We start from the raw sequence: 13,884 nt of genomic DNA, 5'->3' as shown, positions 1-13,884 counted from the left end.
CTTCTTCTCCACTATTTATGATTATTTCAATTTCAAATTCCAAGCAGGAATTGTTCCTTTTTCAGGGTACAATTTTGCAAATAATTCTTCTGTTTCTTTGGTTTGATAGGCTTTAACAACATCTTTGTAAAGTTGATTGTCTTTATCGTCTTTTCGTGCCACAATAATGTTAATCCATTGTTTTGAATTTTCATTTAAAGGTTCTGTTGCAATAACTTCCTTGTTTGTCAAACCTGCAGGAACTGAAAAGTCATTATTTACAACTGCTGCATCAACTGAAGACAGGGCTGAAGCTGTTTGCGACCCGTCCAATTCTTTGATCGTCAAATCTTTTGGATTTTCAGTAATATCTTTAACTGTGGCTAAAGCTCCAGCCTTTGTATCTAACTTAATCAAGCCAGCACTTTCTAAAACGTAAAGGGCACGACTTTCGTTAGAGGTATCATTAGGTACCGCAATTGTTCCTTTATTAGGAATCTCCTTCACATCTGTATGTTTCTTCGAGTAAAGACGAATTGGTGAAACTAAGATATCGCCAATGGGTTGTAAATCAGCATTATTGGCATCATTCCATTCTTTAAGGAAAGCATAATGTTGGAATGCATTAATGTCCACATCACCGTTTACCAAGGCTGTATTGGGTTGGTTATAGTCCGTGAAGCGGACAAATTTGAGATTAATACCGTATTCATCTTTTGCCGTCTTCGCTACCGAATCCCAAATCTTCGTACTCTCCTTTGAACCTGACATAATACCGACCTTAACGGTTTTATCCTCAGCAACATCCTTCTTGAAGAATGAGAAGTAGCCGATAAGTACGACAACGACGAGCGCTACAACAGCAATAATTTTGTTTCTTGTTTTCTTTTTCATAATAAGTCTCCCCTTTATTAACAATAATAATAACAGTATAGTCAAAAACAAAAAAAATAATCCGCCTCTATAAATAGAAACGAATTATCGTGGTACCATTCTAATTTCACGTAAAATACCAAAAAAGGATGTCTTACGTCTTGCTAATTATCTTTGGTGACAAGCAAGACTGCCCCAAAAATAATGTGTTCAATAACGAGAACCACTCCGTTAACAGTTTATTTAGAAAGTAAACTCACTGTTACGCGATTTCTAGGCCATTTTCAAAGTTTCCATTAGTCTTGCTCTCACTAGCTGCAAGCTCCCTGTGCTAACTTTCGCTTTTACTCTCCTAGTCGCTTTCTTTGCTTTTTGACTATGAATTTATTCTATCAAATTTATTTTCGGTTAGCTTTACAAATTTTTAATGTCCACTTTTAAAATAATAAAACCCTCATCCAAAGATGAGGGTTAATCGGTCATAATCCGCTATTAACATTTGTGGCTAAAGCCCTAACTGTTTGACGGAAAGTCCTATTGGAATTTTCCTAGGCGTATTAAGATTATAGATACATGATTTTGAACAAAGCGACAGCGGCAAGTGCTGCAAGGATAGGTGCTGTAACAGGTACCCATGAATACCACCATTTACTGTCCCCTTTGTTTTCACCTAAAATAGATTTTGGTAAAAGTGAGTGCAAGATACGTGGACCAAGGTCACGTGCTGGGTTCAAACCAGGACCTGTAGGTCCTCCAAGTGAAGCAACCAATACGAGCACGAGGAAACCAAGGACAACGTGGCTGATTGCTGCTGATGAAGCTGCACCTGATACTGATGCTGCGATTTGTCCAGTAACATCTGCACTTGTTACATCTGCACCTTGTTGCGATGCGTAGTTTGTCATCCAGTTGATTGATTCAACACCACGATAAAGTTTTGTTAAGCCCATCGCTCCAAAGAAGAGAACGAATGATCCAACAAACTCGTTCAAGAAACCATTAACCAAGGCACCTGTATGTGTAGTGATTGTGCCATCATCAACGTTATCGATTGTTGAGAAAGTTCCTAAAATAGCATTTGGATTTTCTGTTTTGAGATAGTAAGGGCGATAAACCATTACGACGATCAACTGACCAAACATCGCTCCAAGAAGTTGAGCAAGAATATAGAATGGCACTTGTGCCCAAGGGAAAAATCCTGATGCTGCAAGTCCAAGTGTAAAGGCTGGGTTGATTTGAGCTGTGACATTACCTAAAGCTACGGCTGGTAACATTACACCAAGTCCGTAACCCCAAGCGATAATCAACCAAGATTGACCAAAGGCTTTTGTACCTTTAAGTTCAACGTTCGCTACGGCACCATTACCCAAGATAAGCAAAAGGGCAGTACCAATAAATTCAGTGAGATATTTCACTGTCCATGAATAGTCCATGAATTCCTCCAAGTAATAAAAATTAATGACAAAATAAAAACGAGATTAACTAATGTTAAACTCTTTTGTTATACATAGACATTATAGCACGTTTTTTTTATTTTGGCTAAAAAGATGTGAATTCTTGAACAGAAAATTTGTTTGACGAGAGAAAAGGGGAGAAACGGCTTCATGTAAGCGATTGCTCTTGTATTTGAAATTAAAAATAACAATATTTTATAAAGAAAAAAAGACTGAATCCAGTCTTTTTAGCTAATATAATCCTCAAAATATTCTGAGTTGTAAACCATAATCCTGTTATCAATAATATCAATAATTTCTTCCGTTTTAAGATCTCGGATAATACGATTTACGCTATTGCGTGTTGATATGCCACAAAAACCGGCAATGTCTTCATTTGTTACTGGAAAATCAATCAGAATACCGTTTCTTTTCTTTATCCCAAATTCGTTGATTAAGCTATTGATACAGGCGCAAACTGCACCTTTTTTTCCATTGATTGTCATCTTTTGCAAGAGTTCTAAGTTCATGGCTAATCTTCTTTGATAAAAATCATCAACGATGCGGAACAAGGTCAGATCACTCATTACCCATTTCCAAAATTCTTGACGTTGCACGCGATAAAAACTTGCTTCTTCTGATTCGACCCGTACATTGAAAAGAGCTGAGATACCATTTTCTTGCTTTTCTTCGAGCAAGGAAACAAAATCCGGTTCTGTTACATAAGCAATATTAAACTCACGTCCATCCCTCATAATATTGCTGATTTTAGCTACACCTTCTTTAAGTATATACACATAATCTGACTCAATTCCCTGATACATCACGTAGCTATGCCGTCTTTGAGTCACAACATTTACTTCTTTTTCTTCCAGTAATCGCAGTAAATATTCTATAAATTCTTTTGTCATCTTCCTTTTTTATTCATCTACTCCTTTAATACAACAGTTATTATACCACCATTTAAACTTGTTTATTAAAATAATGGCTTCAATTTTATATTAAAGTTTTTCTACTCTCCTTACTTATTTTAAAAAAATGTACATACTTTGTCGCTAACATTTGTTACTCTTTGTCTGAGGCAGAATTTTTCTAGCTCCTTCGCTCCCTGCGTATTATCATTCTAATTTGCTAAAGCAAAAAGAATTTAAGGTTGTTCACAACTCGCTTCGCTCCCTGCGTATTATCATTCTAATTTGCTAAAGCAAAAAGAATGATAATAAAAAACATGCACTCTGGCATGCCTTTAACATTTTATTCGTCCTCTTGGGTAATTGTACGGACATGGAAGGCAAATTTGCCATTGTCTGTCACCATAAAACCATTATTATCCACAACATGCTGAATGGCTTGATCCATGCTGTCGAACTCTTTTATAATACTGTGCGAATTTGCTTCCCCCATAAAGTTTGGTGTTGCTTTTTCCTCATATGAAGAAATCCCACTGAATTTGAATTTCATAATTATTCTCCTCTCTGTTTTGTTCTTCTTTACTCCTTCATTATAGCACTCTTTTTATCTACTGCTCAAGTAAAGCCTTTTTCTTTTTTGCTTCTTCACGTAAGATATGTGCCAAAGCAGCAAAGGCTCTTTTCTGATATAATGGCTATAATAGTGTATCGAAAGGAAGATATTGCATGAAATTTAATCACTTTTCCATCGTTGAAAAAACCTTTGATGAACAGCTTATTGAGCTGGATCATCTCGGCTTTACTTGGTCTGTTTTTTGGGAAGAAAAGAAAATCCTTAAAAACTTTTTAATGGTTGCACCTGTCGACAGTGAAAGCATTCAAGCGACACCGACAGCCTCTTTCCAAGAATTCCTAACTTCAGATGAAGCACTCACATGGAATATCTTTTGGACGGTGAGTTTGCAATTGTTGGGATTTGTACCTAATTTTGAGTTTCAAGTGGACCAAGCAGAAGCTTTTGCAAAATCTGTAAATCTACCGATGATCGATGAGGAAGCACTCCACAGTGAAAACCTCATCAGCGCACTTTACCTCCTTCTTTGTAGTCGTCGCAAAAACGGGATGACATTGGTTGAACATTGGGTATCTGAAGGTTTGCTTCCTTTAAGCAATACCTACCATTTTTTCAATGACAAATCGCTCGCTACTTTTGATACTGCAAATCTGATACGGGAAACAGTCTGGGTCGAATCTAAAGTCGATACTTATCGTACTGGAAAAAATGATTTGATTAAAGTACAGATTATTCGTCCCGTATTCGAGGGGCAATTGCCAGCAGTCATGACCGCAAGTCCTTACCATCTGGGGATAAATGAAATCGCCAATGACAAACAATTGCACGACATGAATGTATCTTTAGAAGAAAAAGCGCCTGGAAAAATCAAGGTTACAACACAACTTCCTACTCTTCCAGACTACGAAAAAGAACCTGCTCTAGAAGCTACTCCTGAAACAGCCACTCAAAAGTTCACGCACGGTTGGACTTATTCACTGAACGATTATTTCTTAGCGCGTGGTTTTGCTTCACTTTATGTTGCCGGTGTCGGAACTTTAGATTCAGATGGTTTTCAAACTTCAGGTGATTACCAACAAATTTATAGTATGACTGCTGCAATTGACTGGCTCAATGGTCGAGCGCGTGCTTTTACTTCTCGCAAGAGAACACAAGAAGTGACTGCAGATTGGGCCAACGGCAAAGTCGCGATGACTGGTAAATCCTACTTGGGTACAATGGCTTATGGTGCAGCAACTACCGGCATTGATGGTCTAGAAGTGATTTTAGCCGAAGCCGGTATTACCTCTTGGTACTCTTATTACCGTGAAAATGGCTTGGTCCGCTCACCAGGCGGCTATCCCGGTGAAGATTTAGATGTTTTAGCAGCATTGACTTATTCGCGTAATCTTCAAGGTGCTGACTTCCTTGCGCATAATACGCAATATGAAGCTCACCTTTCTCAAATGCTTGAGTCTCTTGAGCGCTCCACCGGCGATTATAACCAATATTGGCACGATAGAAACTATTTGCCACAGGCAAAAAATACCAAGGCAGATGTTTTGATTGTGCATGGTTTACAAGACTGGAATGTTACACCAGATCAAGCCTATCATTTTTGGCAAGCTCTGCCCAAAGAAACGGTTAAACACGCCTTCTTACACCGCGGCGCCCATATTTATATGAACAATTGGCAATCCATCGACTTTAGCGAAACCATCAACAGTTATTTCACCGCTAAGCTCTTAGATCGCAAGTTGACTTTGAACTTACCTCCTCTTGTTTTACAAGAAAATGGCAAAGCCCAAAGTTGGACAGGGGTAGCCGACTGGGGCAGTGCAGAAACGGTTAAATTGCCACTTGGCAAAACAGCAGCTTCTATCCTAAAATTTGACAATCATTACGATGAAGAGATTTTTAAGGCTTACAGCAAAGATTTCCATACTTTCAAAAAAGATTTGTATGAAGGCAAAGCTCAAACAGCTGTGGTTGACTTAGAAGTAGCAGAAGACATGATGGTGAACGGTCAAGTCGAGCTGAACCTCAAAATCAAAGTCAATGACAGTAAAGCCCTTCTCTCTGCGCAACTTCTTGACTTTGGTAACAAGAAACGCCTCTCAGAAAACGCACAAACTCTGGACTTGAAAGCTCTGGACCGTGGCCGTAATTTTATGCTGGAAAATCTGATGGAGATTCCTCTGGTGGATAGCCCTTATCAACTTATGACTAAAGGCTTCCTCAATCTGCAAAACCGTGAGGATTTGCTTACAATCAGTCCTGTCGAGGAAAACGAGTGGCTGACCGTAAACCTTAAACTTCAGCCGACGCTTCATCAGCTGGAAAAAGGTGACAAGCTCCGTCTCTTGCTTTACAGTACAGACTTCGAACATACCGTACGAGATAATCGTGAGATGACTTATGAAGTAGACCTTGGTTCGTCTAAGATTATTCTCCCTGTAAGTAACAAATAAAAGAAAAATACTCAAGTTTAAAGAGCTTGAGTATTTTTTTATTTTAGGAAATCCCTTACTTCAAAGACTTTCTTAAATTTTGATTTTTTTCTTCTTGTATAATACAAAACCTGCACCAAGAAGGAAGATTAGACCAGAAGTCAAGAGCCATAGCCCTAAGTTATCTCCGACAATCGGAAGACGTGGTTTTGGTTTATTAACCAACTTACCGGCATCAAAGACACCCGAGCCATCTTCTTCTGCAATAGTGACATATTGCGGTGTCTTATCTAACTTGTAGCCGGATGGCGCTTGGATTTCGACAAAGCGGTATTTACCTGGACCTGGTACAGTAACTGTTACCAATCCGTCCGCGTTTGACTTCACATTTTGTGCTACAATTTCTCCATCTTCGGTTTCTACCTTAAAGACAGCACCTTGAAGTGGATTATCTTGTTCATTAACTTTCAGAAGTTGGATAGCATAGTGATGTGTTGGGGGTGTTGGAGTTTCTGGCTCGACTGGTTTATTTTCCATCGTTCCAGCATCAAAGAGTGCTTGCTCTTCACCTCCCATTGTTACCTCTTGTGGCACTTGACGTGGCTCACTATCTAAGATAAAGCCGTCTGGTGCTTCTGTTTCGATAAAGCGGTAGAAACCTGCTTTGTCTACCTCAGTACTCACAAGACCATCTGCTTTAGATTCTAAATCTTCTCTGTAAGTTTCCCATGGACCATTCACGTTTTCACTGTATTCAACCTTGAAGACGGCACCTGCTAGATTTTGACCGGCTTCATCTGTCTTACGAAGTTGGATACGAGCATTACGTATATTGACCATATTTTCAGCCTCAAAGAGGGCTTCGCCTGTATCTCCTATCGTAACTTTTTCTTTCACTTGACGTGGAGTGCTATCAAGGATAAAGCCGTTTGGTGCTTGTGTTTCGATAAAACGGTAGTAGCCTTCTTTTTCGACAACCGTCGTAACAAGACCGTCTGTTCCAGAAGATAAACCTTCCTCGTAAGTTTCCCAAGGTCCATTTTCGTTTTCACTAAATTCAACCTTGAAGATAGCGCCTGCTAGGTTTTGACCGGCTTCATCTGTCTTGCGCAGTTGGATACGTGAAATAGGTGCTTCTTTCTCATGGTTAATCATCGTTCCAGCATCAAAGCTTGTTTCCCCTGTCTCGCCAACATTAACATAAACTTGGCGTGGGCTACCATCGGTGACAAAGCCGGATGGCGCTTGCGTTTCAACAAAACGATAGTAGCCGTCTTTTTCAACATCAAGTTTGACAAGACCATTATTACCAGAAGTTAAGGCTTCCGCAATGGTTTCCCAAGGTTCATTGCCGTCTGCACTGAACTCAACCTTGAAGACAGCGTCAGCGAGGTTTTGACCCTCTGCATCAATCTTACGCAATTGAATACTTGCGATTGGTCGGTTTGCCATATCGCCAGCAGAGAAGAGGACTTGTCCCCCTACACCTGCGGTTACATGGACTTGACGTGGTTCGCTGTCTAAGACAAAGCCAGCTGGCGCTACTGTCTCAATAAAGCGGTAATAACCATCTTTTTCGATATCTTCAAGCTTGACAAGACCATCGTCGCCAGAAGTTAAGTTTTCTGCAACAGTTTCCCAAGGGCCATTTTTGTTTTCACTGAATTCAACCTTGAAGACAGCTCCTGCTAGATTTTGACCTTCCACATCTGTCTTACGTAGCTGGATACTTGCGTACGGACGGTTAACCACACCATCAACATTAAAGATGGTATCTCCAGTTTCTCCTGCATTAACATGAACTTCACGTGGTGTACTATCTAAGACAAAACCATCTGGTGCTTGCGTTTCAATGAAGCGATAATAACCATCGTTTTCGACATTAAGGCCGAGATAACCACCTGCTCCAGTTGTCATACCTTCTGCATAAGTTGACCAGTTATCCGTTTCAGCCGCTCTATATTCAACCTTGAAGACGGCACCTGCTAAGCCTTCACCCTCCACATCTGTCTTATGAAGTTGGATACGTGCGGTGAGTGTGTTGACCATATTAGGGAAGTAAATGGTGTCTGTGTTCCCATCTACCACTTCTCGCTCCTCGCTATAAGGATCATCTGGGAGTTGGTAGCCTCCAGGAGCTTGCGTTTCATGGAAACGATAGCGTCCTGGTTCAGTGACCACATAACGTACTAAACCATCACTATTTGACTGAAGACCTTTGACAAGGATTCTCCAATCACCTGCACCTCCATTTAATGAGGTATCGAAGACTTCCAGATCAAACTCTGCACCAGCGACATGATTGCCATATTGGTCAACCTTGGTCATTTGGAGCGGATAAACGGGAGGAAGCGGTGGTTCGATAGGTTCCGCAGTGAACACGTATCTGTTGACGATATTAATGGTAACATCGCTATTTCCGATAAGTCCTGGGACATCGAAATGCCAGATTGGGTCAGGCATTCCAACTTCTGCTGCACCGTTGATAAAGGCTACAGCTTCAAGTCTCCAATTTTCAATCTCATAGTTATGTTCTTGAATGGTGTAACGGCCCGGTGGTAGTTGGTCCGCAAGGATGATTTTTTCATCATTGAGAATCTGCGCTTTCGTTAAGCGACCAATTTCATCCCCATTGTCGTTAGTCACAGTAAGATAGAAGTCATCTGGAATGCGATCAAGCGGGATATTTTCAAACGTTTTACTCAAATCCAATGAACCTAGTTTTTGGTAAAAGTTATCAAATCTAAAGCTCACATCTTCTGCTGCTCCAATCGTCACCGTTACGGGTTCCAGACCTTGACCACTGCCATAATTATCTTGATTTCCTGCTCCAAGCTGACGATAAGCCCAAGTGCTGTTGGAGAGGATATAGCCTGCATCTTTGACATTATCCGCATTAAGCTCGCTGATTCTGTACTGCCCTTCATGGATACCGATGAAGGATGTTCCTGCCATCGCATCTGCTCGGCTCACTCTTGTTTCATAATACCCCGTTGTTGTATTAAGAGTCCATACATCTCCGTTGCCCGGTTGTGGGTTTCCATCTCCAAGATACTCGATAAGAATTTCAAAGTCTGCTGGATAAGTGTCCGCTGGCAAGCCGTGGAAGAATTTCATAATACGTAAGGAAGGTGTATTAAGTTGGGGTTGCACATAAACATTGACAAAGCTTGCTGTGGCTACACCACCCGGTATTACGGTTACGGTTTGGTCAAACTCTCCCGGCATATGTGTATAACCTGGGTCAGCCTGCTCAACATCTCCGCCCGCTTCTTTGATGGTGTAAACGCCTGCTGGCAGATATTCTGGTAAGTCAAAGTGCCATTTGCCATTTTCTAGTGTAAACTTATCTGGGTCAAAAGTCACTGTTTCCTCAAAATTATTTGGACCTGTGATTGTAAAGGTCAATGGTCGGAGTGTAACGCCAGCTGGTATAGCTCCATCAGAGTTGACACGGTTACCATTTTCATCAAGGAAAATAAATTCTTTTTCTAGTCTGATTTGTCCATAGTAATCAAGAGCAAATGTACCGTTATTTCCCAAGAGATTGGTAACAATACGCCCATCTTGTCCTGCTGGAGCTGTTGGATCTGCTTCGACCAGTTGTCGGCTGACATGAGCTTTGGTATTTGTCGGATTGGCAGTTTTTCCTACAATTCTTGCACCATCAAAGTTATAAAAGGGATTTTCAGTAGACGGCTCAAAGGTTGCAAAAGAGCTGTTTGCGTCATTATCCCAGTAGTTAGAGAAGAAGTTTGTTGGGAGGGCTTCTCCTGCAAGTAAAGCTTCTTCTACGCGTGCTTCATCTAAACCAACATTGAATCTTGCCTGTATAGGTGAAGTGTTCCCTGTAATACTAACTGTTCCATCTTCGTTCTGCTGAACTGTACGTTCAGGAATGAGATGCGCAGGAATGCTCCAATGCACAAACTGATCCTTGGCTTGGAGTTCTCTATAACCTGACTTATGCTCTGCTGAACCATAGTCTGAGGTAAAAGTATGATCTATGAGTGCCGTATGGACAGTAAAGAGGAGACCGCTCACATTATTTACTGCAGAGTCGACTTGGTTTTCAATTTCGCCCCAGATAGGGTAAACCTGTGCCTTCGTCGCTGCTCCGTCAGCCGTAAGACCGATATAGCGCCCTTGGTCATTTGTAAAATAAGTAATGACATTATCTGGGCGATTATCAAGGATGCTTGCTGCTGTTGTAGCATCAATAAAGTTGCCGTCAGGAAGACGGATTTGCTGTGTTAATGTTTTAATAAAATCTTCACGGTGTGCATCAACCTCTGAAATATTATAGGTAAATGTTCCACCATTTGGTGCTGGGAACTCGATATTAGTCAGACCGTCAAAGCTCATGTATTTGCCCAAGACATCAGAGAAATCCAGTGTACCTGAACCCAAGTTTGTGCCGTTCCCGTTTCCGCCTAAAATTTCGCTGTTCCCTGTATCTTGAATACTGTTGGTAATCGAGATAAAGGCATCGCGCAAGGTCTGTAAGTCATCCGCTTTGAAAAACTCATCTGCATAAGCAATGTCCGTTGTTGAAAGTTCTACAGAAGCGTTATTTCTGATATTAACTGTACTCTTAGTGTTATTCCATTGATATGTCCCAAAGGCTTGTCTAAATTGCGCTTGGAAGTTTCCTGTTGCACCATTCGTAGCAAAGTTATTAAAGAGCGTTGTTAAGGTTGGTGTAGCAGCTGTTGGTCCTGCTGATGTCCCAGTCAAGCCCATCTGATGACGAACATTTGGTCCGACCTTGTCTGTATTTTCCGGCGTAGGATTCAATGTTGCACTGATTAAGTTTTGACCGGCTTCTGTGTCTTGTTTTCCTAAAGAGATACTAAAGAAGCCGATATCTGCTGCAGGTTGAGTTGGTGCATCGCCTGCAACATTTCCATTTGGAAAATAGTGATTAAGGACTGTTTTGCCACGATAGGCGGCTGTCAAGGCTGTCATTACAGCTAGACCTTGCTCACCATAACTACCATCTCCATAGAAATCACCGTCGCTCGCTACGAGTTGATTACCATTTGGACCAACAGTTACTGGAGTTAAAGCATCAAAGTCAAAGTCAGGACGACCCATGGTTGGTTCACCATCGGTCATTAGGATAAGATTAGGACGACGTGTTACTCTTACTGGATTTTCTTCTTCCCCAGCATCATTTGTCACAGGAACCTCAACTTGTTGGTCAGTTACGTTTTCCAGAATACGACTGGCTTCACGAATCCCCCACTGGGTTGGCGTTGAACCTTGTGAAACAAAGTTATTAACTTTAACTTGTCCACCTGAACCAGTTACAGCAGTTGCCACAACATTGACTTGGGAGTTCCCTGTCATGGTAAAGAAAGCACCATTACTGTTAGGGTTATATCTGCCGAGAGCAAAAACATTTTCGACACGGGCAAAACCACCTGTACGGCCACCATAAGCTACTACAGCTACACGATTGAGCGGGTTAGCATCTTGCAAGATACCAATAGCTTCATTAAGCGCATCAACCAGAAGAGCGATACGTGAACGTCCTGCGCCAGGATCGACACGAGTCATACTTCCAGAAACGTCAATGGTAAAGACAGTATCCGCAGGAATTTGATAACCGGCACGTATAGGTGCACTTTGCGCCAAAGCAGAGAGTGTTACTTCAAACTGATCATCGTCCAAGCTTCCGAGGTCGTGACGAACTGTTTTGTCTGTCCAGATACGTCCATCATGAGCGCCAGGAACATCCGTGAAGCCCATGTCTGCTAAGCTATCTGTATCAGGGTCTGAAACCTTACTGTCTTTAGCGATGTCCCAAGGAAGACCTGCTGCATTAGGCAGAAGCTCTGTCATGGCAAAAGGTAAGCCACGCTCCTTATCTGCGATATTGCCAACTTGCTTCTTAGAAGTTGAGCTTTCTTGTTCAGGCTTTGTTTCCTTTTCAGGTTTGGTTTCGGCTTCCTTATCAGATGTTTTCTCATCATCTGTTGGTTTTTCTTTATCTGTTTCTTCAAGCTTAATCGGAAGAGTGAGCACTTGATCCCCTATAGTGACTTCAATCTCTTTTCCATTGACTAAAGAATCTTTCACAACGTGAAGTTTCAAAGCGAAATTTCCCTCGCTCTGCTCCGTTAAGTTTAAAAGCACTTTATTGCCTTCCAACTTATAGCTGCCTTCTGTGAGGCCGGAGATTTTTTCTTCTGTTGTGACGTTCTCAAAGTCTGCGCCTTTCAAAACGATGGCTTCAGGTTGATTATCTTCCGCAGTACCCTTTTCAACCTTTCCTTCTACAATAACAGTTTGAAGATCCTTTTCATCTTCCCACTGCGCCTTGTTCAAAGTCGTGCGACCGTTTTTTTCTTCCTTGTCTATGGTTTCTGCGATAGCTAATGCTGGTAGCAAGGCTTGAACCACAAGAGAGACGATCATAAGTAAGCGTACGACTTTGTAGAGTCTTTTACTCTTCATCCAACTTTACTCCTTCTTAATATTTTCTCAACGCCTATAGGATAATTTGTACACATTTTTAACCTAAAAGACACATTATACACACTAAGTTTAACATAAGTTTACTTTTTGCCAAAGCTTTTTCTTTGATTACTAAAAAGAAGCAAATAAACTTTATCGTAATCTTTTTGCAACTTTACACTAAGATATATTTTTGAAGGAAAATTATAGCCGTCTCTTAAAATTTATAAGTTTGCTATAATAAAATCATGTACTCATCATTCAGCTACGAAAGTTATGGCTCGCCTCATCAAGTCCTAAGACTCAAAGAAAGGTGTCAACCAAGTTTACAGCCCCAAGAACTTCTTGTAAAAATGCTTTATGCTCCGGTCAATCCTTCAGATTTAATCCCAATGACCGGTGCATATGCGCACAGGATAAGCCTTCCTGCTACTGCAGGCTATGAAGGGGTTGGTCTTGTCGCAGATGTTGGCTGCGCACTTTCGCGCAAACTTATCGGTCAACGTGTTTTACCCTTGGAAGGGGAAGGCACTTGGCAAACTTTTGTCAAATGCCCTATATCTCATGCATTTTTTGTTCCTGATACTCTTGATTTGATTTCCGCTAGTCAGCTTTACATCAACCCTTTGACAGCTTGGCTTCTCTGTACAGAAGTTCTTGCATTAAAACCTGGTCAAAAACTTGCTGTAAATGCTGCTGGTTCTACTATTGGTCAAATCTTTGCCCAACTTTCACAGATACTGGGATTTGACTTTATCGCTATTACACGCGACAGTAAAAAGCACCACCTCCTAAAGGAGCGCGGTGCTCAGGAATTACGTACAGACTTGGTTGATCTCGAAGTAGATGCTGCCATTGATTGTGTCGGTGGACAGGATGGGACAGATTTAGCTGCTTGTGTCCGATCGGGTGGAAAGTTTCAAGCTCTTGGGCTCCTTTCGGGCGAACAGGTCAACTGGGGGAAAATAGCCGAACTACCTATTGACATCGGTATCTTTCATCTGCGGCATTGGAATGCTAAACTCAGTCCCGAAGAGTGGCAAAAAATCATGCAGACTCTGGCTAACTTGGTTGCTGATAGACGTTTACTCCTCAACCAAGCCGTGGAAATCATCCCTTATGACCAGCTTATCTCGTCTTTAAAATATCCGCAAAAAAACAAACGGTTAATTTCATTCATAAAAAAAACGCACGAGCTCTAACTCGTGCGTTTATTACTTGCG

Annotated in this window: 7 protein-coding genes; 2 read left to right on the top strand and 5 right to left on the bottom strand. The window is 41.2% G+C overall.

The genetic code is table 11. From position 1 onward, the window contains the following. Positions 1 to 21: 21 nt before the first annotated feature. The 4 genes from lgb_RS01060 to lgb_RS01045 all read right to left on the bottom strand — a co-directional run bounded on the left by lgb_RS01060 (position 22) and on the right by lgb_RS01045 (position 3,746). Positions 22 to 873, bottom strand: coding sequence for a MetQ/NlpA family ABC transporter substrate-binding protein (locus lgb_RS01060; protein WP_019293605.1), 852 nt, complete (start codon positions 871 to 873; stop codon positions 22 to 24). Between the two features lie 542 nt (positions 874 to 1,415). After that, complete coding sequence (gene gla / locus lgb_RS01055) at positions 1,416 to 2,285, bottom strand: aquaglyceroporin Gla (RefSeq protein ID WP_003133793.1); 870 nt, start codon at positions 2,283 to 2,285, stop codon at positions 1,416 to 1,418. A 248-nt stretch (positions 2,286 to 2,533) separates the two neighbouring features. Further along, the gene (locus lgb_RS01050) at positions 2,534 to 3,196 is read right to left on the bottom strand and encodes a Crp/Fnr family transcriptional regulator (RefSeq protein ID WP_019335976.1); all 663 of its coding nucleotides are present in this window, start codon (positions 3,194 to 3,196) and stop codon (positions 2,534 to 2,536) included. A gap of 343 nt (positions 3,197 to 3,539) precedes the next feature. Continuing rightward, positions 3,540 to 3,746 (bottom strand): hypothetical protein, encoded by a 207-nt coding sequence (locus lgb_RS01045; RefSeq protein ID WP_019291414.1) that lies wholly within the window; start codon positions 3,744 to 3,746, stop codon positions 3,540 to 3,542. A 176-nt stretch (positions 3,747 to 3,922) separates the two neighbouring features. Between lgb_RS01045 and lgb_RS01040 the strand changes: the two genes are divergently transcribed. After that, positions 3,923 to 6,220, top strand: a complete 2,298-nt coding sequence (locus tag lgb_RS01040; protein WP_019292992.1) for a Xaa-Pro dipeptidyl-peptidase — start codon at positions 3,923 to 3,925, stop codon at positions 6,218 to 6,220. Between the two features lie 72 nt (positions 6,221 to 6,292). Here lgb_RS01040 and lgb_RS01035 read toward each other — a convergent pair whose 3' ends face one another. Next, the gene (locus tag lgb_RS01035; RefSeq protein ID WP_249663228.1) at positions 6,293 to 12,661 is read right to left on the bottom strand and encodes a SpaA isopeptide-forming pilin-related protein; all 6,369 of its coding nucleotides are present in this window, start codon (positions 12,659 to 12,661) and stop codon (positions 6,293 to 6,295) included. Between the two features lie 248 nt (positions 12,662 to 12,909). Here lgb_RS01035 and lgb_RS01030 point away from each other — a divergent pair, with 248 nt between their 5' ends. Next, the gene (locus lgb_RS01030; protein ID WP_029345651.1) at positions 12,910 to 13,863 is read left to right on the top strand and encodes a zinc-dependent alcohol dehydrogenase family protein; all 954 of its coding nucleotides are present in this window, start codon (positions 12,910 to 12,912) and stop codon (positions 13,861 to 13,863) included. Positions 13,864 to 13,884: the final 21 nt, after the last annotated feature.

Source organism: Lactococcus petauri (assembly GCF_023499275.1).
Lineage (GTDB): Bacteria > Bacillota > Bacilli > Lactobacillales > Streptococcaceae > Lactococcus > Lactococcus petauri.
Note: the sequence above shows the minus strand (reverse complement) of the source record. Positions and strands in the feature narration are given on the sequence as shown.